This is a genomic window from Micromonospora sp. CA-248212, assembly GCF_050948405.1.
In the GTDB taxonomy this organism is placed as follows: Bacteria; Actinomycetota; Actinomycetes; order Mycobacteriales; family Micromonosporaceae; genus Micromonospora.
Genome location: NZ_CP192023.1, coordinates 6,725,465 through 6,750,245 on the forward strand (window position 1 = coordinate 6,725,465; position 24,781 = coordinate 6,750,245).

Here is a 24,781-nt window from a genome sequence, read left to right on the forward strand (position 1 = left end):
CCGCAACCGAATCGAGCGAGCAGATGGGTGAAACCCCTCACCGCTCGGCCGACGCCGGCACCGGTGGGACGCGCGTGACCCAGAGTCACGAGTGGCCCGCCGGTGCCTCGGCGCGTGTGGCCGAGGCACCAGTCAGCACCCGTTTCCCGGGCGGCACCGGGCTGGGCGGCGGCGGCGACACGCTGCCCCGAAACCGGAAGTTCGGGGCCGAGCGGGCCTTCCGTGGCCTCACCCTGGCTGCCGGAACGACAGTGTTGGTCATCATCGTGGCCATCGCGGTCTTCCTGATCGCGAAGGCGATCCCGGCCCTACGCGCCAACTCCGCGAACTTCTGGACCTTCGAAGGCTGGTTTCCGAACGACAACCCGCCCACGTTCGGCATCGGCGCTCTCGCCTTCGGCACCGTGCTCACCGCCACCCTGGCGCTGCTCATGGCCGTACCTGTGGCAATGGGCATCGCGCTCTACCTCTCCCACTACGCTCCGCGCAGGCTTGGCAACAGCCTCGGCTTCCTGATCGACCTGCTGGCTGCCGTACCCAGCGTGGTGTTCGGCCTCTGGGGTCGCGACTACCTCATCGGCCCGGTGTCGGACCTCTCTGTCTGGCTCAACAAGTACTTCAGCTGGATCCCGATCTTCGGCGGCGACGGCCCCTACGGCAACTCGATCCTGCTCGGTTCTCTGGTACTGGCCATCATGATCCTGCCGATCGTCACCTCGCTCACCCGCGAGGTGTTCCTCCAGACGCCGAAGGCCAACGAGGAAGCCGCCATCGCCCTGGGCGCCACCCGTTGGGAGATGCTCCGCACTGCGGTGCTGCCGTACGGCCGTCCCGGCATCATCGCCGCGGTCATGCTCGGCCTGGGCCGAGCGCTGGGCGAGACCATCGCGCTGGCGTTGACCCTCGGCTCCACCTACGCCATCTCGTTCAACCTGCTCGAGTCCGGTGGTAACACCATCGCGGCCAACATCGCCAACCGATTCGCCGAGGCGAACGAGACCGGTCGGGGCGCCCTGATCGCCTCCGGCCTCGTGTTGTTCGCGATCACCTTGATCGTCAACATCATCGCGCGGGCGATCATCTACCGCCGCCGGGAGTTCACGGAGTCCGCCGCATGACCACAACCGTCACCTCCCACCGCACCCGGCCGCCGGCCCAGCCGGCTTCACTGCGGGCCCGGCGGCTGCCCTGGTACGCCGCACCGGTCATCGCCGTGGCGGCCCTCGCACTCTCCGCCGTGATCGTTTACGGCGGAGACATCGGCGGCCCGGTCCTCGTCGTCGTCCTCGGCGCGATCCTCTACCTGGCCGGGCTCTTCGCTGCGGCCAACGTGGTCGAGGGGCGTCGATCGGCCCGCAACCGTACCTGGAGCGCGCTGATCCACTCCGCGTTCGTGCTGGCGGTGCTGCCGCTCATCTCGGTCGTCTGGACGCTGGTCAGCAAGGGCACCGAGCGGCTGGACGGCAACTTCTTCCAGACCTCGATGAACAACATCGGGGCCCGGGACGCCAACGGCGGCGCGTACCACGCGATCATCGGCACGCTGGAGCAGGTCGGCATCGCCACCCTGATCACCGTCCCGCTCGGCATCCTCTGCGCCATCTACATCGTCGAGTACGGGCGGGGTCGGTTCGCCTTCGCGATCCGGTTCTTCGTGGACGTCATGACGGGCATCCCGTCGATCGTCACCGGCCTCTTCGTGCTGGCGTTCTGGGTGCTGATCGTGTCGCCCTGGTTCAACGACGGCCGGCCGAGCTTCTCCGGCTTCGCCGCCGCGCTGGCCCTTGCCGTACTGATGCTGCCCACGATCGTCCGGTCCACCGAGGAGATGCTCCGCCTCGTGCCGGCCCCACTGCGCGAGGGCGCATACGCGCTCGGCGTACCCAAATGGAAGACGATCCTGCGGGTGGTCCTGCCGACGGCGCTGCCCGGCATCGTCACGGGCGTCATGCTCGCCATCGCCCGCGCGGCCGGCGAGACCGCGCCGGTGCTCCTGGTCGCCGGCGGCGGCGCCGCGATCAACTTCAACCCCTTCGAGAACAACCAGTCGTCGCTGGCCCTCTTCGTCTACCAGCAGGCCGGCGAGGCGTCGAAGTATTCGCCGGCACGGGCGTGGACCGCGGCACTCACCCTGGTCGCCCTCGTGCTCATCCTGACGATCGCGGCGAAGCTGCTGGCCCGTCGCAACAGGCTCAGCCGATGAACCCCGGAGGTACCACCATGGCCAAGCGCGTCTCCGCCTCGAACGTCACCGCGTACTACGGCGGCTTCAAGGCGATCGAGAACATCAACCTGACCGTCGAGCCGAAGACCGTCACCGCTCTCATCGGGCCGTCCGGTTGCGGCAAGTCGACGTTCCTGCGGTCGATCAACCGGATGCACGAGGTGCTGCCGGGGGCCCGCGTCGAGGGCAGCCTGACCATCGACGACCAGGACATCTACGACCGGGACGTGGACGTCACCGCGGTCCGGCGCACGATCGGCATGGTCTTCCAGCGGCCGAACCCGTTCCCGACCATGAGCATCTTCGAGAACGTGGTGGCCGGGCTGAAGCTCAACGGGGTCCGCAAGAAGTCGATCCTGGAGGACGCGGCCGAGAAGGCCCTGCGTTCGGCGAACCTGTGGGACGAGGTCAAGGACCGCCTCGGCAAGCCGGGCGCGGGCCTCTCCGGCGGTCAGCAGCAGCGGCTCTGCATCGCCCGGACCATCGCGGTCGAGCCGCAGGTCGTGCTGATGGACGAGCCCTGCTCGGCCCTGGACCCGATCTCCACGCTGGCCATCGAGGACCTGATGTTCCAGCTCAAGGACAAGTTCACGATCATCATCGTGACCCACAACATGCAGCAGGCCGCCCGGGTGTCGGACCGCACCGCCTTCTTCTCGATCGAGAAGACCGGCGACCCGGGCCGGCTGATCGAGTACGACAACACCCAGAAGATCTTCAGCAACCCGAGCGTGAAGAAGACCGAGGACTACATCACCGGCCGCTTCGGCTGAGCCGCCGGACTGCACTCGACGACGCTGGCGGCGGGCTCAGCTCAGGACGAAGCGGGGCTCGCCGTTCGGCGGCAGGTCCAGGCGTGGGGTGACGGGGGTGGCGGCGTCGCGATCCGCCGCCGCGCTTGCCACTCCCGCCAGGTCGCCGGCCGCCGCAATCTGGGCCAGCGTTACCAGGGTCGGTGGCAGCATGGTCAGCTCCCCGGCCTGGGCCCGGGCCAGCGCGTCCGCCGGCCGGATCCACAGCGTGTGGTCGGCCTCGCCGGAGACGTCGCGGGTCCGCTGTCCGGCCGGCAGCAGGGCCACGAAGAAGTACGTGTCGAAGCGGCGCGGCTCGAACTCCGGAGTGATCCACCGGCTCCAGGGCAACAGCAGATCAGACCGCAGGGTGAGTCGGCGGTCGGCGAGCAGTGCGGCGAAGCCCAGCCGACGCCCCTCCAGGTCCTGCCGGGCCGTCTCCCAGTCGTCTCCGCTGACGTCACCCACCACCGTCGCCGGGCCGGGCCCGGCGAGCAGCACACCCGCCTCCTCGAAGACCTCCCGGGCGGCAGCGCAGACCACCGCCTGGGCGGCGTCCGCGCCCACTCCGAGCCGCCCCGCCCAGTCGGTCGGCGTCGGCCCAGCCCAGTCCAGGTGCGCGTCGGAGTCGGAGCGGTCCACCCCGCCGCCGGGGAAGGCGTACATCCCGCCGAAGGTCATGGCGGCGACCCGGCGGATGACGTACACCTCGAAGTCGGTGTCGGTCGGACGCAGCAGCAGCACGGTGGCCGCGACCCGCGGCGTCGCCGGGCTGCCGCCCTCGGCCTGGAACCGGCGGGCGTGCTCGACCAGGGCGGCCGGCGCGGCGAAGCCGTCGCTGTCGATCGTCATGCCCGCGAGCCTAGTGTCCGGCCCCGCTGTCGCCGGGCGAGCGTCAGGCGACGAGGCAGCCGGCTCGGTGCGACCGGTCGCCGCCGCGAGCGTGATGACTGTGTGGCATCAATATGCCGCACAGTCATCACGCTCATCGCGGCGTCAGGCCCGGGACCACCGCACCGCTGGCCGGGCAGAGACGGGCTGGGCAGCAGCGGGCCGTTCAGCTGGCTCGGCTAGCGTTCGACGCATGACTCGTTGGGGCATCCTGGCCACCGGCCACATCGCCAGCCGTTTCGCCGAAGACCTCCGGCTGGTGCCGGACGCCGAACTGGTCGCGGTCGGCTCCCGCTCCGCCGACAGCGCGCGGCGGTTCGCGGACACGTACGGCGCGCAGCGGGCGTACGGCTCCTGGGTGGAGCTGGCCGCCGACCCTGAGGTCGACGTGATCTACGTGGCCACTCCGCACGCCGCGCACCACGAGGCGGCGCTGACCTGCCTGACCGCCGGCCGCGCGGTGCTGCTGGAGAAGCCGTTCACCCTCGACCTGGCCACCAGCACCGAGCTGGTGGACACCGCCCGCGCCGCCGGGGTCTTCCTCATGGAGGCCATGTGGATGCGGACTAACCCGCTCATCCTCCGCGCGGTCGAGCTGATCGCCGAGGGCGCCATCGGCACGGTGCGCAACGTGCGGGCCGACTTCGGGGTGGCCGGGCCGTTCCCGCCGGAGCACCGGATGCGCAACCCGGCGCTGGGTGGGGGCGCGCTGCTCGACCTGGGGATCTACCCGATCAGCCTGGCGCACCTGCTGCTGGGCGTGCCGCAGCACATCCGCTCCTGGGCGCACCTGGGCCCGGAGGGGACCGACGAGAACACCGGCATCCTCCTCGGGTACGACAGCGGGGCAGTGGCCACGCTGAGCTGCGGCATGGTCGGCGCGAGTTCGTTGGCCGCCTCGATCACCGGCAGCGCCGGCCGTATCGACCTGCCGGAGCCGTTCTTCCGGCCGGCCTCGCTGACCCTGTACCGGGACGGCGCCGAGCCCGAGACGATCACCGCCGAGGAGGCCGGCAACGGCTACCAGTACGAGGCGATCGAGGTGGGGCGCTGCCTGGCCGCCGGGCTGACCGAGAGCCCGCTGGTGCCGCACACCACGACCCTCGAGGTGATGACCCTGCTGGACACGGTCCGGGAGCAGATCGGCGTGCGTTACGAGTGAACGCGAAACGGCCCCCGGACAGCCGGGGGCCATTTCGGGCACGCGGACCGGTCAGCCGAAGAGCGGCCGGACCAGCAGGTAGGTGACGCAGGCGATCAGCGCGGCCGCCGGGAACGTGATGATCCAGGCGATCACGATGTTGCCGGCGACGTTCCAGCGGACCGCGGAGAGTCGCTTGGTCGCGCCCACGCCCATGATCGCCGAGGTGATCGTGTGGGTCGTGGAGATCGGGGCCTTGAGCACCAGGGCGTTGAAGTAGAGCACCGCGCTGGCCACCGTCTCGGCGGCGAAGCCCTCCGGCGGCCCGAGGTCGATGATCTTACGACCGAGGGTGCGGATGATCCGCCAACCACCGGCGTACGTGCCGAGGGCCAGCATGGTGGCCGAGGTCCAGAAGACCCAGCCCGGGATGTGGGTCTTGCTCTCCTGGAAGCCGCCGGTGTAGAGCGCCAGCACCACGATGCCCATCGTCTTGGCGGCGTCCTGCATGCCGTGGCCGACCGACATGGCGGCCGCGGAGACGGTCTGCGCGTGGCGGAAACCCCGGTTGAGCTTGCCCGGCTGACCCTTACGGAACAGCCAGAGGATCGCCAGCATCAGCAGGTAACCGAGGGTGAGGCCGACGATCGGCGAGAGCACCATCGGCAGGATGACCTTCTCGCCGATGTTGCCCCACTGCACGATGCCGCCGCTGGACAGCAGGGTCGCGCCGACCAGGCCGCCGAAGAGCGCGTGCGAGGACGACGACGGCAGGCCGAAGTACCAGGTGATCAGGTTCCAGGCGATGGCGCCCAGCACCCCGGCGAAGACCACCCCGAGGCTGCTCACCCCCGTGGGGAGGGTGACCAGGCCGTCGCCGACGGTCTTCGCGACGCCGGCGCCGAAGTGGGCGCCGATGAAGTTGCCGACCGCGGCGAGGCCGAGGGCGATCCGGGGTGTCAGCGCGCGGGTGGAGACGCTTGTCGCGATCGCGTTGGCGGCGTCGTGGAAGCCGTTGGTGTAGTCGAACGCCAGGGCCACCGCGATCACCGCCAGGACGGCGATGAGTTCGGTAGACACCGGTTCAGGACTCCTTGACCGCGATGGTCTCGACCGTGTTGGCCACGTGCTCGAAGGCGTCGCAGGCGGCTTCCAACTCGTCGGCGACCTCCTTCATCTTCAGCACCGTCAACGCGTCGTACTCGCCGGAGAAGAGCCGGACGAGGAGCTGCCGGTTGATCCGGTCGCCCTCGTTCTCCAGCCGGTTGCACTCGATCCAGTAGTCCTCGAGATCCTTCATCGACTGCAGCCGGGGCATCGCCTCGGCCGTCAGCTTGGCCTGCTGGTCGAGCACGTTGACCATCTCGTGCAGTTCGCGGGGCAGCGCCGGCAGCTCGGTGAGCCCGTACAGGTAGAGCAGGTCGCCGACCGCCTCCAGGTGGTCCATCACGTCGTCGAGCAGCGAGCCGAGCCGGTAGATGTCCTCCCGGTCGAAGGGCGTGATGAAGGTCGAGTTGATCTTCTTGTAAAGATCATGCGTGATCTGGTCGCTGTCGTGCTCGACCTCGGTCAGTCGCTCGCTGACCGACTGCACGTCGACACCGGGCAGGGCCAGTTCGTTCAGCAGCGCGGTGCCCCGGACCAGGTTCTGCGCGGCCCTGGTGAAGAGCTCGTAGAAGGCGCCCTCGGTGGGGCGGAAGGAAAACTTCACAGCACAGACCTCGTCGCGTCGGTGGAAGGGTGGCGGCGTCCGTGGGCGTCCGCTCGGTGAATGCTAGGAAACGCCAGATCCGCAAATTCGCCGGCCCACCCCTGGTCGGACCACATTCACCGCTCGTTCACCTAGTGTTCATCTCGGGCGTCCCAGCCGTCCCCGCTCCCCCAGCAGCCAACCGCTCGCGCTCGTGCGCCACGTCGAAATCGGCAGGCGGATACCCCAGCCGGAGCGTGTCGAACGTCTCCTTCAGCAGATGGGCCACCGCCCAGTCCCGGTACCACTTACGGTCCGCCGGCACCACGAACCACGGCGCGGCGTCCGTGCCACACCGGCTCAGGGCCTCGGCGTACGCGGCCTGGTAGTCGTCCCAGTGCGACCGGGAGTCGACGTCCGACGGGTTGTACTTCCAGTGCTTACGCGGGTCCGTGAGCCGTTCCAGCAGCCGCTCGCCCTGCTCGGCGTACGAGATGTGCAGCATCACCTTGATCACGGTCACGCCATCCTCGGTCAACTCCCGCTCGAAGGAGTTGATCTCGTCGTACCGGGCCCGCCAGATCGCCTCCGGCACCAACGCGCCGACCCGGGCGATCAGCACGTCCTCGTAGTGCGACCGGTTGAACATGCCCACGTACCCCGCAGGCGGCAACTCCCGGCGGATCCGCCACAGGAAGTCGTGTTGCAACTCCTCCTCGGTCGGCGGCCCGAACGAGCGGATGTGCAGGCCCAGCGGGTTCATCGCGCCCGCCACCCGCTTGATCGTGCCGTCCTTGCCACCGCAGTCCATCGCCTGGAGCACCAGCAGCACCCGGTGCGCGGGGCGCGTCGACCCGGCCTTCGCCATCGCGAACAGCATCTCCTGCTGGCGGCCCAACTCCTCGCCGATCAGCTCCACCTGCGCGCGGGCCCAGGTCTTGCGGCGTTCGCCCATCTCCTCGGCGGCCGGCAGACCGGGCGTGGACCGGGGATCGATCGCGGCGAGATCCACCGGAGCGGTGACCCGCAACAGATCCCGCACGGACCCACCGCGCGGCGTCACGATCCGACCGCCCTGCTCCTGCCGGGATTCGCTCATCTGAGGATCATCGCCCACCCGCGCGCCATCCGCCCGGCGAGCCCGACGCGCCGGCTCAGACCACCAGGGCCAACCACTTGCGGTACGAGGTGGCGAACGGCTCGGTGCCGTCGCCGAGAGCGCCGTACAACCACCGGGCCGCCGCCTCGGCCTCGACCACCACGTCGTCCGGGTAGCCGAAGCGGGCCCGGTGCTCGGCGAACTCGTCCTCGTCCAGCAGCTCCACCACGCCGGTGGCCCGCCGGCGGACCACGTCCAGGTCGAGATCGATCAGGTGGACCGTGTCGTCGGACTCCCAACGGGCCGGAGTGGCGATGTCGCAGTAGACCTCGCTGGTGCGCGGCGGGGGGTTGAACATGCACGTCCACCAGGCGTGGTGCGGCACCAGCAGGACGAAGGGGATCTTCTCCACCGACGGCCGGCCGTGGTAGACCGACTCGGTGCCGAACGGGACGCCGAGCCAGACGCCGAGATCGTCCTCGGCGAGGCGGCGGGCCGGGTAGTCGCGGTGGGCGCTGCCGTCGTACTTGCGGTAGATCACTCGGACCACGTCGCTCGGCATGATTCGCACCCTAACCGATAGCGCCCACACGTCGTAGTGCCGCCGTAACCGGACGGCGCCGGCCGGCGGAGCCGACGGCGGGTACGCGCCACGCGGGCGGATGGGCGCGGTCGGTGTCGGCGGCGACGGGTACCGTCGCACGGTGACTCCGCCCCGCACCGCCACCGGTTCCGCCACCCCCTCGGCCCGTGGCGCGGGCCGGCGGCGGGGCGCCCGGCCCAGCGGCACGGAGCTGCTCGCGGCGGCGGTCGGCGCGGTCCCCGGCGGCACCGCGCGGCCCGGCCAGCAGCAGATGACCACCGCCATCGAGGATTGCGTGACCAGCGGCGAGCACCTGCTCGTGCAGGCCGGCACCGGCACCGGCAAGTCACTGGCCTATCTTGCGCCGGCCCTCACCGTGGACGGCCCGGTGGTGGTCTCCACGGCCACGCTGGCGTTGCAGTCCCAACTCGTCGACCACGACCTTCCCCGACTGGCTGACGCGGTCGAGCCGCTGCTCGGCCGCCGGCCCACGTTCGCGGTGCTCAAGGGTCGCCACCACTATCTCTGCCTGGCCCGACTGGACAACTCCACCGCCGACGAGCCGGAGGACACCCTCTTCGACGCCCCGGCCACCCGCCCCGGTGGCGGCACCAAGTGGCTCGGCGAGGCCGGCCGGCTGGGCAAGCAGATCGAGCGCCTGCGTGACTGGGCCGAGAAGACCGACACCGGCGACCGCGACGAGCTGGACCCGGGCGTCGACGACCAGGCGTGGCGGCTGGTCTCCATGCCGTCGCGGGAGTGCGTCGGCGCGACCCGCTGCCCGTTCGGCGCGGAGTGCTTCGCCGAGGCGTCCCGGGCCCGCGCCCGCGAGGCCGACATCGTGGTGACCAACCACAGCCTCCTCGCGGTGGACATGCTGGCCGAGCGGCACATCGTCCCGCCGCACAAGCTGCTGATCGTCGACGAGGCGCACGAACTGGCCGACCGCGTCTCCTCCGCCGCCCAGGCCGAACTGGTGCCGGAGATGATCGACCGGTCCACCCGGCGGGCCCGCCCGCTGCTGCGCCCGGAGACGGCCGACGCGCTCGTCGCCGCCGGTGACGCCCTCGCCGTCGGGCTGGCCGAGGCGCCGGCCGGTCGCCTCACCGCCGGTCTGCCGACACCGTTGCGCGAGGCGTGCACCCTGCTCGACTCGGCCACCCGCGCCGCCCTGGACGCCATCGGCGACATCAAGTCCGACGACCCGGATCCGGTGCGCAAGCAGCAGGCCAAGGCCGCGATGGACGACCTGTCCACCACCGCCCAACGGCTCCTCGAAGAGGCCGACCACGACGTGGCCTGGGTGGAGAAGAACGACAGCGGCAACCGACGGGCACTGGTGGTCGCACCGCTGTCGGTCGCCGGCACCCTCGCCGCCCACCTGTACGACGAACGCACCGTGGTCGCCACCTCGGCCACCCTGGCGCTCGGCGGCCGGTTCGACACGGTGGCCCGCGCCCTCGGCCTGGACGCGCCGCCGGTTCCGGCGTCGCCCGCCGCCGCCGCGCAGGCCGCCCGCACCGGCGCGGGCCGCCCGGCCGCCGAGACACCGGGCCGCCGGCTGGCCGACGCCACCACCATCCCGGCGACCGAGGGACCGGGCTGGCGCTCGCTGGACGTGGGCTCGCCGTTCGACTACGCACGGCAGGGCATCCTGTACGTCGCCGCGCGCCTGCCCCGGCCCAGCGTCTCCGGGCTGCCCGACGCGGCCGGTGAGGAGCTGCTCGGGCTCGTCGAGGCGCTCGGTGGTCGTACTCTGGGGCTTTTCTCCTCCCGACGGGCCGCGACGCAGGCGGCGGAGCTGCTGCGCGCGCGGACCGACCTGCCGGTGTTGTTGCAGGGCGAGGAGGCGCTGCCGCTGCTGGTCCGCCGGTTCCGCGAGGAGCGGTCGAGCTGCCTGTTCGGGGTGATGTCGCTCTGGCAGGGGGTGGACGTGCCGGGCGACGCCTGCCAGCTCGTGGTCATCGACCGGCTGCCCTTCCCCCGGCCCGACGAGCCGCTCGCGGCGGCCCGCGCCGCCGCCGTGGACGCGGGCGGCGGCTCCGGGTTCGCCGCCGTCAGCGTGCCGATCGCCGCGGTACGCCTCGCGCAGGGCGTGGGCCGGCTGATCCGAGCCACCGGCGACAAGGGGGTCGTCGCGGTGCTCGACTCACGCCTGGAGACCGCCCGAGGCTACGGACCCTTCCTGCGCCGTTCCCTGCCCCCGTTCTGGTACACGACCCGCCCCGAGGTGGCCCGCGGCGCCCTGAAACGCCTAGCCACCACGTAAAAGCCCGCGCCCCGGACTCGGGCCCCGAACTCCGCGCCGATCTTGCAGTTTCGGTTGCCGATATGGTGCTTTTGGGCCCTATTGTCACCACCGAAAGTGCAAGATCGCGGAGTCCGGGGGTGGGGGCGGACGGTCAGGGGGCCTGCGAGGCGACGACCACGGCGTCGGGCGGGGTGTCGGGGACCGTCCGGGCGACGAGGCGGCGTACCGCGGTGTTCAGCACCGCGATCAGCGGGACGGAGACCAGCGCGCCGGTGATGCCCGCGAGCACCACGCCGGCCGCGATCCCGATGATCACCGCGAGCGGGTGGATGGCCACCGCCCGGCCCATGATGATGGGCTGGAGCACGTGCCCCTCGACCTGCTGCACGCCGATCACGGCGCCCAGGATGATCAGCGCGGTGACCGGGCCGCTGTCGACAAGCGCCACCAGCACGGCGACACCGCCGGAGAGCGCCGCACCGACGATCGGGATGAACGCGCCGAGGAACACCAGGGCGGCCAGCGGGAAGGCGAACGGCACGTCGAAGATGACCAGGAAGATGCCGATGCCGACGGCGTCGATGAAGGCGACCAGCACGGTCGCGCGGACATACGCGACGAGGGTCTGCCAGGCGGCCCGCCCGGCGTCGTCGACCTTCCAGCGGGCGGCCACCGGCAGCAGCCGGACGACGAAACGCCAGATCTTGTTGCCGTCGCGCAGGAAGAAGAACGTCGCGAACAGCACCAACAGCGTGCCGGTCAGCACCTCCGCCAGCGTCGCCGCGGTGCTCAGCGCGCCGCTGGTGAACTTCGAGGTGTTGTCGTTGATCCAGCCCTGCGCCTCGTCGATGTACCGGTCGAGCTGGGTGTCGGACAGGTGCAACGGGCCCGTCTTGAGCCAGTTCTGAATCTGCCGGACGCCCTGCGACGACTTCTCGCTCAGCTCCGGAACGCCCCGGATGAACTCGTTGACCACCAGGGTGAGCGTGCCGATGACCGCCGCCAGACCGCCGACCAGCACCACGGCCGTCGCCAGCGAACGGGGCAGCCGGGCCCGCAGCAGCCAACCCACGGCCGGCGCGAGCAACGCCGAGAGCAGCAACGCGATGGCCAACGGGATGATCACGATCCGGACCGTGCCGACGATCCGGAGCAGCGCCCAGGCCACCACACCGATCACGATCAGCCGCCAGCACCAGGCGGCGGCGATCCGCAGGCCGTGCGGCACGTCGGCGTCGTCCCGGCTGGACGTCGAGCTGTGCAGGTCCACCGGGGGCTCCGCGCCGACGACCGTGGCCTGCGCCGGGGCGGCCGGCCCGGGGACGGCCGGCGAGGCGATGCCGGGCGTCTCCGGCGCGTCGCTCGGGGTCTCCTGGGCGGCGCGTACCGACTTCTTTTCTGACTGGTAGGCGCGGCGCAGCCGCCCGCGTACCCGCTCGAAGCGGCTCAAGCGCACCTCCTGGCAGAAGAGTCGTCCGCCCACGGCGACAGGTCGGACAGCATACGTCCGTTCCCGACACCGTAGGGCAGTTCCGCCACACAATGCCCGCACGACCATGGGCGTAACCACCGGCGGCCGGTCAGCTGCGACACGGTAGCGTCTGCCCCGTGACCGCCGACCAGGATCTCGACTCCGGCCTGCCGATCCGCCTGCTGCACGACCGCGTGCTGGTGCGGATGGAGGGCAGCGAGGGCGAGCGTCGCTCCACCGCAGGAATCGTCATCCCGGCGACCGCAGCGGTCGGCAAGCGCCTCGCGTGGGCCACCGCCGTGGGTGTGGGGCCGAACGTCCGCGCCATCGTCTCCGGCGACCGGGTGCTCTTCGACCCCGACGACCGCTCCGAGGTCGAGCTGCACGGCCGCGGGTACGTGCTGCTGCGCGAGCGCGACGTGCACGCCGTGGCCGCCGAGCGGATCGAGAACGACCCCACCGGCCTCTACCTGTAGCCGCCCCGCCCCGGGCCCGACCGCTTCGTTTGTCGGACCGTACGACGGGAAGCCAGCCGGCGACCGTTGCCCTGGGGAGGGACGATGCCGGTATTCGTGAAGAAACTGCTGACCTGGGGCAGCGTCGCGTTCCTGATCTACTTCATGGCGTTCCGGCCGGACGGCGCGGCGCAGTTGTTCAAGGGGATCGGGGCGGCGTTGATCGCCATGGCCCAGGGACTCGGCGACTTCCTCACCACCCTGATGACCTGACCCCGCCGGCCGCGCCGCGAGACCGCCCGCCCGCGCTCAGGCGTTACCGGGCGGCCACGGCGCGGCGGGGCGCAGGCCGTGCCAACCGGGCGGCGGATAGTTGCCGACCGGGGGCGGCGGGGCGAGCACCACCGGAATGGGCACCACCGGCTCGTCGGGCGCGGACACCGATCGCTGCGTGCCGTCCGGAAAGCGCAGGTGGTACTGGCTACCGTCCCAGACACCGACCGGGGCCTGCGGGTCGCGGCCCACGAAGTACGACCGGTACGCGGTGATCGCCTCCAGGAGCTGCCGCTCCTCGACGGCGGTCCGTTCCCGGTCGGACGGCTTACGGTCCAGACCGCGCAGCGTCCCGTCCCGCAGCAGGGCCAGCCGGGTCGCGGCGAGCTGGTACCCGCGCATGGCACGCGCACCGGCGTCGCCGCCGACGCGGCGTGCCCAGCTCCGGGCGGCGTGCCGACGACCCAGGCTGCTCAGGGCGGCCACCTCCGGTGGGCTCAACCAGCCGGCGCGTACGTAGTCCGGCAGCGTCCGTTCGGTGAGCCGCCCTTCCCAGGCGCGCAGCCACACGGCCAGCCCGACCACGCCGAAGAACACCGGCACCATCAGGCCCAGGAAGCCGTACAGCATGATCACGGCCTCGCCGGTGGCCTGGGTGAGCGTCGGCAGCAGGTTCCACGTGCCGTGCAGCATCATCGCGAGCAGCAGGCCGGCGATCGGGGCCAGCACCCGGACCCGCCGGTCGGCGCTCCGGGAGGCCACGCCGAGCCCCACGCCGGTCATCGAGGTGAAGAGGGGATGGGCGAACCCGAACAGGAGGATCCGCACGATGAAGATGGCGATCACCTGTTGGGTGCCGGTCGCCGGGCCGTACCGGTCGGCACCGGCCGCGTAGCCGTACCCGCCCAGGTAGAGGATGTTCTCCACCATGGCGAAGCCGACCGCGGAGAGCCCGCAGTAGACCAGGCCGTCGGTGATCCCGGACCACTCCCGGCGGCGGAACACCAGCAGCAGGATCGGGCCGAGCGCCTTGGTCAACTCCTCGATGAACGGCGCCACCAGTACGCCGGTCAGCGCGTCCGGCAGCCCCCAGTCGGCGAATCGTCCGGCGGCGAACTCGTTGACGTTCAGCGAGGCGGCGGTGGAGACGAACGCCCCCCAGGCGAAGCAGAAGACCAGGTATTTCAGGGGTTCCGGTTCGTACCGGTCGAGCCAGAGGAAGCAGGCGACCAGCACCGGCACCGGCAGGATCGCGGCGCCCACCCCGATGAGCAGCGCGTCGAGGCCGAGCGACTGACCGAGGCGGACGACCATGAAGACCGCGCACGCGGCGATGAGCAGCACCACCCCGGCCAGCACCAGGAACCGCAGCCAGCCGAAGCGGCGCGGCGGCATCCCGGGTGACGTGCCGGCGGGCGGAACCGCGGGCGGGTGCGGCGGCGACGGCAGGGGTGCACCGGGCGGGGTGTCGGCCATGCGGTCAGCGTAGCCATCCCCCGCCGGCTGGTCCGGTCGCATCCACAGCCGCTATGCTGCCGGCAGGTCACGAGCGCCAGCGTCAAGCCCCGGCTTGCTGGCCGGCAACCCTCGTCGAGTTCGCGGTGGGGTGCCCCGGGTGATGACCGGGCCCAGCCCGATCGGCGTGCTGGGCAAGCGCGGACCCCGTCCCGATGCCATACCCGGGGTCCCTGACCCCGGAGGTTCCGGCGTGTCCGTCACCCTCGTACCCTCGCTGCCCAGCCTGCCCGCTCTCGCGTCCCCGCCGTCGGCGGCGCTCGACGTGCTGGGCGTGCCCGGCGAGATCAACCTCGACTACGCGGCCACCGCGCCGTGCGCGCGGGCCGCGGCCGACGCGGTCACCGAACTGCTGCCCTGGTACGCCAGCGTGCACCGGGGCGCGGGAGCGCTGTCGCGGCGCTGCACGCTGGCCTACGAGCGGGCCCGGCAGACCGTCGGCGACTTCCTCGGCGCGGGCGCCGATGACCACGTGGTCTTCACCCGCAACACCACGGACGCGCTCAACCTGCTGGCCCGGTCGTTGCCGGCCGGCACGACGGTGGTCACCTTCGCCGGTGAGCACCACGCGAACCTGCTGCCCTGGCCGCGCGGCTCGGTACGCCTGCCGGTACCCGCCAACCCGGCCGGGGCGGTACGCGATCTCGCCGCCGCGCTGACCGAACTGCGCCGCGACAGCAACCCCGCGCTGCCGGTGCTGGTCGCGGTGACCGGGGCGAGCAACGTGACCGGTGAGCTGTGGCCGGTCGCCGAACTGGCCCGGGTGGCCCACCGGCACGGCGCCCGGATCGTCCTCGACGCGGCGCAGCTCGCCCCGCACGTCCCGGTCGACAGGCGCACGCTCGACGTGGACTACCTGGCCGTCTCCGGCCACAAGCTGTACGCCCCGTTCGGCGCGGGTGTGCTCGTCGGCCGGGCGGACTGGCTGGACGCGGCCCCGCCGTACCTCGCCGGTGGAGGGGCCACCAGCCACGTCGGGCCGGCCACCCACGACGTGACCTGGGCGACCGGTCCGGCCCGGCACGAGGGCGGCACCCCCAACCTGCTCGGCGCGGTGGCGCTGGCGGCGGTGTGCGCGGCGTTGACCGACGCCGACCGGGTCGCGCTCGCCGCCCGCGAGCAGGCGTTGCTGGCCCGGCTCCGCGCCGGCCTCGCGGCCCTGCCGCACGTCGTGGAGTTGCGGACCTTCGGCCCGGACGCGCCCCGGGTCGGCATCGTGTCGTTCGTGGTCGCCGGCCAGGACTCGGCCACGGTGGCCGCCCGGCTCGCCGCCGAGCACCACATCGGCGTACGGGACGGGTTGTTCTGCGCCCACCCGCTGGCCCGGCGGCTGCTCGACGAGGCTGCCACGCGTACCGGCCGGAGGGATCTGCCGCCGACCGCGCTGCGTGCCAGCATCGGTCTGGGCAGCACCGCCGCCCAGGTGGACCGGCTGCTCGCGGCGCTCGCCGAGCTGGCCTGAGGCGCGTTCTCAGCCGACTGGCGGGGCGGTGGGTGGCTTCGGCGCGTCGCCCGGCTCGGCGGGCTCACCCACCGGCCGCTCCTGGTCCCCGAAGGAGGTGCGGATGCAGCGGTTCGCCTCCTCCTGCTCGATGCCGGAGGCCACCAGCAGGTCACTGGCCGTGGTGCGGATCTGGGCGATCACGACGCTGCCGGAGAAGCCCACCCCCTCCCCGTACGCGCGGCCGGCCTCGCTGACGGCCCGCAGCGACCGCTCCCGCGCCTTCTGCGGCTCCTCCCCCGCCGCGAACTCGTGTTTGAGCAGCCGGACCGACTCGGCGAGGTGGCCGATCGCGTCCGGCATGGGGTCGGGCACCGGCTCGTCGTCCTCGATCAGGGTGACGGACCGGCGGATCAGGGTGCCGGAGTTGCGCATCGCCCGGTCGATCGGGTCGGCCGCCTCCGCGTAGTGGACGAGTTCGTCCCGGCGGTGCCAGCGGGCCGGCGACAGGGTGGCGGTCTCCTTGGCGCCCTCGATCGCCTCGCTCAGGGTGGCCAGCTCGTCCTTGTTGTTGCGCAGCCGTTCCAGCGCCCGCTGGATGGTGGCGCGGTCCCCGGAGCGCAGGCCGTCGGCGGTGGCGTCGAGCTGCGCCGCGAGCAGGTCCAGCGCCGGCCGGGCGGCCCGGTTGATCACCCGGAGCGGGTTCAGCGGCAGCAGCACCGCCGTCACCAGCAACGCGACGCCGCCGCCGAGGAACGCGTCGACGAAGCGGGGGATCTCCAGATTCTGGGTGGACGGGCTCAGCGTCACGATCAGCACCGCCGTGGCCGCCGCCTGGATGACGATGGCCACGCTCGCCCCGGCGAAGATGGTGAGCAGGATCGCCACGGTGACCACCAGACCGAGCTGCCACGCGCCGGTGCCGAGGAAGTAGATCAGCAGGTCGCCGACGGCCACCCCGACGCCCACCCCGACGATCAGCTCCACGGTCCGGCGGAACCGCTGACCCACCGACGCGGCCAGGGTGCCGACCGCGGAGATCGGCGCGAAGACCGGCTGCGGGTTGCCGAGCACCTTGTGCGAGACGAGGTACGCCAGGCCGGCCGCCAACCCGGCCTGGACGGCGAGCCCACCGGCCATCCGCACCCGGTGCAGCCGGTCGTGCAGGGTGGCCCGGCTGCGGTGCTTGAGTTGCTCGGTGGCCTCGGCGATACGCGCTCCGTCGACGTCCACCAGTCCGTCGCGCAGCGGCACACGCCGCACCGTCGGAGGTCTCTTGTCCCGGGCCACCGCCATGGGCGCGACTACCCGTGGCAGACCCGCTGAATCCTCCCGCCGGCGCGCGGTGCGGACGAATGCGGCAGACTCGGACGGTGGCCGATCTGCTGGAACGGTGGCGGGCGGCGGTCCGCGCCGCCGGCGCGGAAACCGACGAGCACGCGACTCTGGCCGGTGAGCGGCTGCTCGCCCGCTGGCGGGAGCCGCACCGGCAGTACCACACCGTCACGCACCTGGCCGCCGTACTCGATGTGGTGGACCGCCATGCCGGGCTGGCCGAACGGCCGGACCTGGTCCGGTTGGCAGCCTGGTGCCACGACGCGGTCTACGACCCCCGGGCCGCCGGTGACGCCAACGAACGGGACAGCGCGGAACTGGCCGGGAGCCTGCTCACCGGGCTCGGGGTGCCCGAACCCGCGGTGGCCGAGGTCCGCCGGCTGGTCCTGCTCACCGCCGGGCACCGGGTGACGGCGGACGACGACGACGGCGCGCTGCTCTGCGACGCCGACCTCGCCGTGCTGGCCGGCCCGCCGGCCGCCTACGACCGCTACGCGGCGGCCATCCGACGGGAGTACGCGCACGTGCCCGACCCGGCCTTCCGCACCGGTCGGGCCCGCGTCCTCACCGGGCTGCTGGAACTGCCCGCGCTGTTCCGGCTGCCGCCGCTGGCGCAACGGTGGGAGGCTTCGGCCCGCGACAATCTTCGTCGTGAGCTGGTAACTCTCACCGGGCCGGCGAACCGCTGAGGTGCTTCGGGCGGCGCAGCCCGGCGTCGCGCAGCAGCCGGACCAGTTCCCGGCTCGGCACCACCCGGGCACCGAGCCACACCGCCGCCGCGAACCGATCGGCCGGAATGTCGTAGTGGTCCCGGTCGAAAGCGCGTCGGGGTGCGCCCAAGGCCTCCGCGAAGGCGTGCAACTCGGCGTAGGAGACATCGCTGATCAGGTGCGACCAGAGCCGACCGCGCCACGGCCAGGCAGGCCGGTCCAGGTAGAGCATGTCGCCAAAGCTAACCCGCGTTGATGACCGCTGACACACGGCTTAGCCTCGGCGGCATGGCCCCCACCGGACTCCTCGACGACCTGCGCGCCGCCCTGGGCGAGAACGCCGTGCTCACCGACCCGGACCTGCTGCGCGGGCACCAGCGCGACGAGGCCGACCTCTGCGCCGCCGGCGTACCCCTCGTGGTGACCCGTCCCCGGACCACCGAGCAGGTGGTCGCGGTGGTCCGCGCGGCGGCCCGCCACGGCGTACCGGTCGTGCCGCAGGGCGCGCGAACCGGGCTGGCCGGCGCGGCGAACGCGGTGGACGGCTCGGTGGTGCTCAGCACCGTCGCGATGGACGAGATCCGGGAGATCGACCCGGTGAGCCGCATCGCGGTCGTCCAGCCGGGCGTCGTCAACGCCGCGCTCGCGGCGGCGGTCGCGAAGCAGGGCCTCTGGTACCCGCCGGATCCCGGCTCCTGGGAGTCGTCCACGATCGGCGGCAACGTGGCCACCAACGCGGGCGGCATGTGCTGCGTGAAGTACGGCGTGACCACCGAGTACGTGCTGGGCCTGGAGGTGGTGCTCGCCTCCGGGGAGGTGCTGCGCACCGGCCGGCGTACCGCCAAGGGGGTGGCGGGCTACGACCTGACGCGGCTCTTCGTCGGCTCGGAGGGCACCCTCGGCGTGATCACCGAGGTGACCGTGGCGCTACGGCCCGCCCCGGCCGACTCGTTGACCCTGGTGGCGGTCTTCGGATCCACCGCGGCGGCGGGCACGGCGGTGGCCCAGATCGCCGCGCGGGGCCTCACCCCCAGCCTGTTGGAGTTGCTGGACCAGACCCACCTGCGGGCGATCGAGGCGTACCGGCCGATGGGCCTGCGGACCGACGCGCAGGCCCTGCTGCTGGCCGCCGCCGACACCGGTGACCGGGCCGCCGACGACCTGGCCGCCGTGGCGCAGGTGTGCGAGGCGGCCGGCGCCGAGGAGGTCTACGCGGCCACCGACGCGCTGGAGGCGGCGGCGTTGTTGCAGGCCCGTCGACTGGCCCATCCCGCGATGGAGAAGTTCGCCGCCGACACCCACCCCGGAGGCAGCGGCGGCCTGGTGATCGACGACGTGGCCGTGCCGCGCGGTGCGCTCGCCGCGCTGCTCGACGGGGTGGCCCGGATCGCGGCGGAGTGCGAGGTGCCGATCGGCGTGGTGGGGCACGCCGGGGACGGCAACATGCATCCGAACATCGTCGTCGACCGGGCCGACCCGGAGAGCGTGCAGCGAGGTCGGCGGGCGTTCGACGAGATCATGCGCCTCGGTCTGGACCTGGGCGGCACCTGCACCGGCGAGCACGGCGTGGGCCTGCTCAAGCGGGAGTGGTTGGCGCGGGAGATCGGCCCGGTCGGCGTCCGGGTGCACCAGGCGATCAAGTCGGCGCTGGACCCGGCCGGTCTGCTCAACCCCGGCAAGGTGCTCTGACGGGCTGTGCTCAGCCCTTGACCTCGGCGGGCGTGGCCTGGGTGAGCAGCAACAGGATCTCGCCGGCCACCGGCGGGCGCTCCTCACCCGGGCAGTCCTGCGAGGAGATCAGCCCGGACGAGGTGAGCAGGCTCGACGTGAGCGCGTCGATGCAGGTGGTCCGGTACCGCCGGGCCTGGTCGGTCTCCTCGGCGAGCCGGGGGTCGGCGAGCAGCACCTGCAGCCGCTCGGTCTGCTCCGGCGCCAGCCGGCCGCGGGAGGTGACCCCGTCACCGGCGCAGTCGAGGCACTGCCACGAGCCGTCCCGCTCGACGCTCAGGGTGCGCAGCGGAGCGTCCGCTCCGAGGCGTTGGAGCAGACTGACCTGCCCCTGGGCGACCGTCGTGGGGACCTCGGGGGTCGATTGGCCGGCCGCCGAGCCGGCCGGCGGAGGGGCGGCCGGCGTCTCGGCGTCGTCGCGACCGAGTAGCGAACACCCGGCCAGGGCACCGACGAGCACCACGGCGAGAACGGGGGCGAGCAGAAGGGGGCGCGCGCGGTACAGCACGCGCGGAAACCTACCCCACCGTAGGTAGCGTTCGAAACCACCATCCGGGCCGCTATAGCTAGTTACCCATCGGTAGCGTTACATACCGGTCATCTCGCCGTGGGTCGCAGCTCCGCCTGATCGTCGCCACCCCGGTCCGCGGCGTACCCCCGGGCGTCCGGCACGCCGAGTCGCGCGGCGTCCGCCCCGGCGTCATCCGGCATGAGCTGGGACCGGCGCTCCGCCTCGACCCGCGCGCGGTAGTGCTCGACCTCGGCGGCCCGGGTGGCCGCGTCCCACCCCAGCACCGAGCCCATCAACTCGGCCGCGTGCTCCGCCGACTCCAGGCCACGGTGACTGGTCTCGAACGAGATCCGGGTACGTCGGGTCAGCACGTCCTCCAGGTGCAGCGCCCCCTCGGCCCGCGCCGCGTAGGCGACCTCGGCCGCCAGGTACTCCGGAGCGCCGGCCAGCGGCGACGCGAGCAGCGGCTCGGCGTCGACAAGCGCCAGCAGGTCGAGGGTGAGGCTGCCGTACCGCTCCAGCAGGTGCTCCACCACCCCCACCGGAACGCCGTGCCGCCGGGCCAGGTCGGCCCGGTCCCGCCACAGCGCCGCGTACCCGTCCGCGCCCAGCAGCGGCAGGTCGGCCGTCCGCGACGCCCGGCCGCCCCCCAACCGGCGTACGGCCCGGTCGACCACGTCGGAGGCCATCACCCGGTACGTCGTGTACTTGCCACCGGCCACCAGCAGCAGCCCGAGCATCGGCTCGAACACCGCGTGTTCCCGGGACAGCTTCGAGGTGGAGTCGGCCTCCCCGGCCAGCAGCGGGCGCAGCCCGGCGTAGACGCCCTCGATGTCGGCGGTCGTCAGCGGCCGGTCCAAGACGGTGTTGACCTGCTGCAACAGGTAGTCGATGTCGCGTGCCGAAGCGGCCGGGTGGGACCGGTCCAACCGCCAGTCGGTGTCCGTCGTACCGATGATCCAGTGCCCGCCCCACGGGATGACGAAGAGCACCGACGTCGCCGTACGCAGGATCAGCCCCGTCTCCCCGGTGATCGCCGAGCGGGGCACCACCAGGTGCACGCCCTTCGAGGCACGCACCCGGATGCCGGGCCGCAGGCCCACGTCGTTGAGCATCCGGGACATGTCGTCGCTCCACACGCCGGTGGCCGCGATGACGGTGCGGGCCTGCACCTCGAACTCCGCGTCCGGCGAGCCGGGCGGGGCCTCCAGGTCGCGGACCCGGACACCGGTGACCTCCCGCGCCTGGCGGATCAACCCGACGGCACGGGCGCTGCTCACCACCGTGGCGCCGAGGCTGGCCGCGGTGCGGGCCAGGGTGACGACCAACCGGGCGTCGTCGACCTGCCCGTCGTAGTAGCGGATCGCGCCGGCCAGGGCGTCGGCACGCAGGCTCGGGAAGATCCGCCGGGCGCCCTCCCGGGTGAGGTGCCGGTGCAGTGGCATGCCCCGGCCACCGCCGAAGAGACCGGCGAAGGCGTCGTACGCGGCCACGCCCGCGCCGTAGTACGAACGGCGGAAGACGCGCGCCGGCAGGTCCCGCAGACCCCGGCCGGCGGGCAGCGGCACGAGGAACGGCACCGGACGGACCAGGTGCGGCGCGAGCCGGGTCGCCAGCAGACCGCGCTCGGTCAGCGCCTCGTGGACCAGATGGAACTCCAACTGCTCCAGGTAACGCAGCCCGCCGTGGATCAGCTTGCTGGATCGGCTCGACGTGCCCGACGCGAGGTCGCGCGCCTCGACCAGGGCCACCTTCAGGCCCCGGGACGCCGCGTCCAGGGCGGCACCGGCACCGGTCACCCCACCCCCGATGACCAGGACGTCGAAGCGTTCGGCGCGGAGTCGGCGCAGGTCTGCCGCACGACGGATCGGCGAGAGCTGCCCGGCGACGGACCGGGAGACATTGGGATCACGCACTCATCCACCGTAACCGCCGTACCAGCCGGTCGACACGTGCCGCCAGCTCCGCCCCGCCCGCGTTCCACCTCGACCGGCCGCAGATCTCGGACAGTTCCCGTTGACGGCCACCGGGAAGTGTCCAAAGATTTTCCGGGTGGCCGTAGGGTTCCTGGATGCATGGTCATCCTGGAGTCGACGACCGCAGCTCCCCGTGGCCGGTGGTCGCGGCCGTCTTCGTCGGCTGCTGGACCGTCGCGGTCACGGTGGCCACCCAGACCGGTGGCTGGCTGACCGATCAGGTGCTGCTGGGCTTCGGACGGGACCGGGTGGGCTGGCTCTGGCCGGTGCTCGGCCTGGCCGCCGTCGTGCTGGCCGGCACGCCCGCCCTGCTGCTGGCTGTCCTGCCCCGCTCGGCCGCTGTCCGGGCCACCGGACGGGTGTGGCTGCTCGGTGCGCTGACCCTCGGTGTGCTCACCCTGCTGCGGGTGGTGCCGCCCGTGCACCACGAGGCCTACCTCGCCGCGCTGGCCGCGACGGCGCTGCTCGGCGCGCTCGCCGTCAGGTGGTCGGAACGTCGGCGGACGTACCCCGGGCCGGCTGGCCTGGTCGACGGCCCGGCGCCCGGCGGCGAAGGCGACGCCGCGCGGACCGACGCCGCCCCGACCGACGCCGCGCGGACCGAATCCGACCCGGGGCGGGCCGACGCCGCGCGGACGGGGGCCACCGGTGACGCGGAGCTGGCGGGGCGCGGCTCGCGGCGGCCGGGCGCGGTGCCGCTGCTGGCGGTCGCCGCCGGGTTGGCGCTGTTGCTGCCGTGGGCCTGGCTGGGCGCGCTCGGCGGCCTGCTGGAGACCGTCCTCGCGGTCCTGGCAGCCGCCTCGCTGGGCGGGCTGGCCGCCATGCTGCTGGACGCCACCTTCTGGTCCCGGTTCGCGGTCGGCCGGCCACCCCGACCGGCCCGCCTGGTGCTGGTCGGTGGCCTCGTCGCCGGGTTGGCGCTGCTGCTGCTCGCGGCCGGGACGGGCCAGTCCGGCGCGCAGCTGCCCGCCCTGCTGACGCTGCCGCCGACCGGTTTCGTGCTCGCCGCGCTCTGGGCCGCGACCTGGCGGCCGGCCACCGGGAGACTGGTCGCGGCCTCGCAGCCCGGCGTCGACACGACCGATCCGGCCCGCGTGGGCCGGGTCGCGACCGGCTGGCTGGTGGGCCTGGCCGCCCTCGGGCCGCTGGCCTTCACCGATCCGGAAGAGATCACTCTGCTGCTGGTCGGCACCCGCGACGTGCCGTTCTGGGTTGCGGCCGCCGCCGGCGTCGGCCTCGCCGTCGCGGTCGTCCTCGCCATCGGGTACGCGGTGCTGCTGGCCCGCCCGGCGGCACGTACCCCGAGTCGCCGGGTGGCCGCGCTGGCGGCGGCGGTCCTGCTGGTGACGGCGGGCGTGGTCGACGTCGGGCCCGGTCAGCCCGGCCTGTACGGCGAGCGGCTGCTGGTGGTGCTGCGCGAGCAGGCCGACCTGAGCGGCATCCCGGCCGGCGCCCCAGGACAGGCCGGGCGGGATACCCGGGCAACGGAGGTCTACCGGCGGCTGGTGGCGACCGCCGACCGTACGCAGGCCGACCTGCGCCGCACGGCGGGGCGGCTACGGCTCGACCCGGTGCCGTACTACCTGGTCAACGCGGTCGAGGTGGACGGTGGTCCGGCCGTGCGCGCCTGGCTCGCCCGTCGGCCCGAGGTGGCCCGGGTGCTGATCAGCCAGCGTCTACGGCCCCTGCCCGCCCCGGCGGGGCAGACCCGGGGCACCGCGCCGGCACCGACCGGCCCGGAGTGGAACATCCGTCAGCTCGGCGCGGACCGGGTCTGGTCCCAGCTCGGGGCGACCGGCGCGGGGATCGTGGTCGGCAGTTCCGATTCCGGCGTGGACGGCAGCCATCCAGCGCTGCGGCCCGGGTTCCGGGGCGGTGACGACTCCTGGTACGACCCGTGGGACGGCACCCGGGCACCGAACGACCAGGGCGGGCACGGCACCCACACGGTGGGCAGCGCAGTCGGGCGCAACGGCATCGGCGTGGCCCCGGACGCGCAGTGGGTGGGCTGCGTCAACCTGGACCGCAACCTGGGCAGCCCGGGGCACTACCTGGACTGCCTCCAGTTCATGCTGGCGCCGTTCCCCGCGGGGGGTGACCCGTTCACCGACGGCCGGCCGGAGCGCGCCCCGCAGGTGCTGACCAACTCGTGGAGCTGCCCCTCGATCGAGGGTTGCGACCGGGGCGCGTTGCTGCCGGCCACCACGGCGCTGGACGCGGCCGGGATCTTCGTGGTCGCCGCCGCCGGGAACAGCGGCCCGTGGTGCGCGTCGATCGACGAACCACCCGCGCCGTACGCGAACGTGCTGACCGTGGGCGCGGTGGACGCGCAGCGACGCGTCGCGGAGTTCTCCTCGCGTGGGCCGGTGGAGGGCGGCGCGGGCAAGCCGGACGTGCTGGCCCCCGGGGTGGGGGTCGTCTCGGCCATGCCCGGCGGCGGGTACGCGGCGCTGGACGGCACGTCGATGGCGACCCCGCAGGTGGCGGGAGTGGTCGCGCTCATGTGGTCGGCGAACCCGGCGCTGATCGGCGATCTGACCCGGACCCGGCAGATCCTGCGGGACACCGCCACACCGGCCGAGCCGACGTACCGCTCACGCAATCCGAGTGACGCCTGCGGCACCCCGGCGAACGTCACCGGCGCCGGGCAGGTCGACGCGTACGCCGCCGTCCGCGCCGCCCGGGGGTGAGCAGGG

The 24,781-nt window shown here is 72.8% G+C and carries 22 protein-coding genes and 1 riboswitch; of the genes, 11 read left to right on the plus strand and 11 right to left on the minus strand.

All coding sequences use genetic code 11. The annotated features are described in order from the left end of the window. The first annotated feature begins 23 nt into the window (after positions 1 to 23). The 3 genes from pstC to pstB are packed head-to-tail and all read left to right on the plus strand — an operon-like array spanning position 24 to position 2,997. A complete protein-coding gene (gene pstC / locus ACQP03_RS31655) occupies positions 24 to 1,118 on the plus strand; it encodes a phosphate ABC transporter permease subunit PstC (protein ID WP_357128991.1) in 1,095 nt (364 codons plus the stop codon). Then, a complete protein-coding gene (pstA, locus tag ACQP03_RS31660; protein ID WP_357128988.1) occupies positions 1,115 to 2,203 on the plus strand; it encodes a phosphate ABC transporter permease PstA in 1,089 nt (362 codons plus the stop codon). Before pstC ends, pstA begins: the two co-directional genes overlap by 4 nt. Before the next feature lie 17 nt (positions 2,204 to 2,220). Then, complete coding sequence (pstB, locus tag ACQP03_RS31665; protein WP_099848932.1) at positions 2,221 to 2,997, plus strand: phosphate ABC transporter ATP-binding protein PstB; 777 nt, start codon at positions 2,221 to 2,223, stop codon at positions 2,995 to 2,997. A 36-nt stretch (positions 2,998 to 3,033) separates the two neighbouring features. Here the strand turns inward: pstB and ACQP03_RS31670 are convergent, their stop codons facing one another. Then, entirely contained in the window at positions 3,034 to 3,867 is an 834-nt protein-coding gene (locus tag ACQP03_RS31670; RefSeq protein WP_357128985.1) for an NUDIX hydrolase, read from the minus strand. 232 nt (positions 3,868 to 4,099) lie between these two features. Between ACQP03_RS31670 and ACQP03_RS31675 the strand changes: the two genes are divergently transcribed. Then, on the plus strand, positions 4,100 to 5,068 hold the full coding sequence (locus tag ACQP03_RS31675; RefSeq protein WP_357128982.1) for a Gfo/Idh/MocA family protein: 969 nt from the start codon (positions 4,100 to 4,102) through the stop codon (positions 5,066 to 5,068). Between the two features lie 51 nt (positions 5,069 to 5,119). Here ACQP03_RS31675 and ACQP03_RS31680 read toward each other — a convergent pair whose 3' ends face one another. From ACQP03_RS31680 to ACQP03_RS31695, 4 genes are all read right to left on the minus strand, one after another. After that, positions 5,120 to 6,127, minus strand: a complete 1,008-nt coding sequence (locus ACQP03_RS31680) for an inorganic phosphate transporter (protein ID WP_357128979.1) — start codon at positions 6,125 to 6,127, stop codon at positions 5,120 to 5,122. A 4-nt stretch (positions 6,128 to 6,131) separates the two neighbouring features. After that, positions 6,132 to 6,758: a DUF47 domain-containing protein gene (locus ACQP03_RS31685; protein ID WP_007465788.1), complete on the minus strand. Its 627-nt coding sequence runs from the start codon at positions 6,756 to 6,758 to the stop codon at positions 6,132 to 6,134. 127 nt (positions 6,759 to 6,885) lie between these two features. Beyond that, complete coding sequence (locus ACQP03_RS31690) at positions 6,886 to 7,836, minus strand: PPK2 family polyphosphate kinase (protein ID WP_357128975.1); 951 nt, start codon at positions 7,834 to 7,836, stop codon at positions 6,886 to 6,888. Positions 7,837 to 7,891: 55 nt separating this feature from the next. After that, positions 7,892 to 8,398, minus strand: a complete 507-nt coding sequence (locus ACQP03_RS31695; RefSeq protein ID WP_357128972.1) for a DUF402 domain-containing protein — start codon at positions 8,396 to 8,398, stop codon at positions 7,892 to 7,894. Positions 8,399 to 8,498: 100 nt separating this feature from the next. Here ACQP03_RS31695 and ACQP03_RS31700 point away from each other — a divergent pair, with 100 nt between their 5' ends. After that, positions 8,499 to 10,688 (plus strand): ATP-dependent DNA helicase, encoded by a 2,190-nt coding sequence (locus tag ACQP03_RS31700; protein ID WP_433459451.1) that lies wholly within the window; start codon positions 8,499 to 8,501, stop codon positions 10,686 to 10,688. Positions 10,689 to 10,821: 133 nt separating this feature from the next. On the opposite strand, the gene ACQP03_RS31705 is transcribed toward ACQP03_RS31700, so the two are convergent. Further along, entirely contained in the window at positions 10,822 to 12,120 is a 1,299-nt protein-coding gene (locus ACQP03_RS31705; protein WP_357128966.1) for an AI-2E family transporter, read from the minus strand. A gap of 158 nt (positions 12,121 to 12,278) precedes the next feature. Here ACQP03_RS31705 and ACQP03_RS31710 point away from each other — a divergent pair, with 158 nt between their 5' ends. Next, a complete protein-coding gene (locus ACQP03_RS31710; RefSeq protein ID WP_357128963.1) occupies positions 12,279 to 12,617 on the plus strand; it encodes a GroES family chaperonin in 339 nt (112 codons plus the stop codon). Between the two features lie 84 nt (positions 12,618 to 12,701). Then, positions 12,702 to 12,869, plus strand: coding sequence for a hypothetical protein (locus ACQP03_RS31715; protein ID WP_355050889.1), 168 nt, complete (start codon positions 12,702 to 12,704; stop codon positions 12,867 to 12,869). Positions 12,870 to 12,905: 36 nt separating this feature from the next. Here the strand turns inward: ACQP03_RS31715 and ACQP03_RS31720 are convergent, their stop codons facing one another. Beyond that, positions 12,906 to 14,387 (minus strand): PrsW family intramembrane metalloprotease, encoded by a 1,482-nt coding sequence (locus tag ACQP03_RS31720; RefSeq protein WP_357128960.1) that lies wholly within the window; start codon positions 14,385 to 14,387, stop codon positions 12,906 to 12,908. A 23-nt stretch (positions 14,388 to 14,410) separates the two neighbouring features. Further along, positions 14,411 to 14,531, plus strand: a riboswitch (SAM riboswitch). A gap of 79 nt (positions 14,532 to 14,610) precedes the next feature. Here ACQP03_RS31720 and ACQP03_RS31725 point away from each other — a divergent pair. Beyond that, entirely contained in the window at positions 14,611 to 15,846 is a 1,236-nt protein-coding gene (locus tag ACQP03_RS31725) for an aminotransferase class V-fold PLP-dependent enzyme (protein WP_433461233.1), read from the plus strand. Between the two features lie 9 nt (positions 15,847 to 15,855). Here the strand turns inward: ACQP03_RS31725 and ACQP03_RS31730 are convergent, their stop codons facing one another. Beyond that, on the minus strand, positions 15,856 to 17,058 hold the full coding sequence (locus ACQP03_RS31730) for an FUSC family protein (protein WP_357129244.1): 1,203 nt from the start codon (positions 17,056 to 17,058) through the stop codon (positions 15,856 to 15,858). Between the two features lie 140 nt (positions 17,059 to 17,198). Between ACQP03_RS31730 and ACQP03_RS31735 the strand changes: the two genes are divergently transcribed. After that, entirely contained in the window at positions 17,199 to 17,849 is a 651-nt protein-coding gene (locus ACQP03_RS31735; RefSeq protein WP_363660094.1) for an HD domain-containing protein, read from the plus strand. Here the strand turns inward: ACQP03_RS31735 and ACQP03_RS31740 are convergent. Then, on the minus strand, positions 17,827 to 18,102 hold the full coding sequence (locus tag ACQP03_RS31740) for a DUF4031 domain-containing protein (protein ID WP_357128955.1): 276 nt from the start codon (positions 18,100 to 18,102) through the stop codon (positions 17,827 to 17,829). The genes ACQP03_RS31735 and ACQP03_RS31740 overlap by 23 nt on opposite strands. Before the next feature lie 56 nt (positions 18,103 to 18,158). On the opposite strand from ACQP03_RS31740, the gene ACQP03_RS31745 reads away from it, so the two are divergent. Next, positions 18,159 to 19,559 (plus strand): FAD-binding oxidoreductase, encoded by a 1,401-nt coding sequence (locus ACQP03_RS31745; RefSeq protein WP_357172433.1) that lies wholly within the window; start codon positions 18,159 to 18,161, stop codon positions 19,557 to 19,559. Between the two features lie 10 nt (positions 19,560 to 19,569). Here ACQP03_RS31745 and ACQP03_RS31750 read toward each other — a convergent pair whose 3' ends face one another. Continuing rightward, a complete protein-coding gene (locus ACQP03_RS31750; protein ID WP_357128949.1) occupies positions 19,570 to 20,106 on the minus strand; it encodes a hypothetical protein in 537 nt (178 codons plus the stop codon). Positions 20,107 to 20,195: 89 nt separating this feature from the next. Then, entirely contained in the window at positions 20,196 to 22,025 is a 1,830-nt protein-coding gene (locus tag ACQP03_RS31755; RefSeq protein WP_357172436.1) for a glycerol-3-phosphate dehydrogenase/oxidase, read from the minus strand. Between the two features lie 155 nt (positions 22,026 to 22,180). Here ACQP03_RS31755 and ACQP03_RS31760 point away from each other — a divergent pair, with 155 nt between their 5' ends. After that, complete coding sequence (locus ACQP03_RS31760) at positions 22,181 to 24,775, plus strand: S8 family serine peptidase (protein ID WP_357172439.1); 2,595 nt, start codon at positions 22,181 to 22,183, stop codon at positions 24,773 to 24,775. Positions 24,776 to 24,781: the final 6 nt, after the last annotated feature.

What these genes read in the sequence shown, in the direction of transcription:
- pstC (WP_357128991.1), top strand. Translation starts at nt 24, where the DNA reads ATGGGTGAAACCCCTCACCGCTCGGCCGACGCCGGCACCGGTGGGACG.
- pstA (WP_357128988.1), top strand. Translation starts at nt 1,115, where the DNA reads ATGACCACAACCGTCACCTCCCACCGCACCCGGCCGCCGGCCCAGCCG.
- pstB (WP_099848932.1), top strand. Translation starts at nt 2,221, where the DNA reads ATGGCCAAGCGCGTCTCCGCCTCGAACGTCACCGCGTACTACGGCGGC.
- ACQP03_RS31670 (WP_357128985.1), bottom strand. Translation starts at nt 3,867, where the DNA reads ATGACGATCGACAGCGACGGCTTCGCCGCGCCGGCCGCCCTGGTCGAG.
- ACQP03_RS31675 (WP_357128982.1), top strand. Translation starts at nt 4,100, where the DNA reads ATGACTCGTTGGGGCATCCTGGCCACCGGCCACATCGCCAGCCGTTTC.
- ACQP03_RS31690 (WP_357128975.1), bottom strand. Translation starts at nt 7,836, where the DNA reads ATGAGCGAATCCCGGCAGGAGCAGGGCGGTCGGATCGTGACGCCGCGC.
- ACQP03_RS31695 (WP_357128972.1), bottom strand. Translation starts at nt 8,398, where the DNA reads ATGCCGAGCGACGTGGTCCGAGTGATCTACCGCAAGTACGACGGCAGC.
- ACQP03_RS31700 (WP_433459451.1), top strand. Translation starts at nt 8,499, where the DNA reads ATGGGCGCGGTCGGTGTCGGCGGCGACGGGTACCGTCGCACGGTGACT.
- ACQP03_RS31715 (WP_355050889.1), top strand. Translation starts at nt 12,702, where the DNA reads ATGCCGGTATTCGTGAAGAAACTGCTGACCTGGGGCAGCGTCGCGTTC.
- ACQP03_RS31720 (WP_357128960.1), bottom strand. Translation starts at nt 14,387, where the DNA reads ATGCGACCGGACCAGCCGGCGGGGGATGGCTACGCTGACCGCATGGCC.
- ACQP03_RS31740 (WP_357128955.1), bottom strand. Translation starts at nt 18,102, where the DNA reads ATGCTCTACCTGGACCGGCCTGCCTGGCCGTGGCGCGGTCGGCTCTGG.
- ACQP03_RS31745 (WP_357172433.1), top strand. Translation starts at nt 18,159, where the DNA reads ATGGCCCCCACCGGACTCCTCGACGACCTGCGCGCCGCCCTGGGCGAG.
- ACQP03_RS31760 (WP_357172439.1), top strand. Translation starts at nt 22,181, where the DNA reads ATGCATGGTCATCCTGGAGTCGACGACCGCAGCTCCCCGTGGCCGGTG.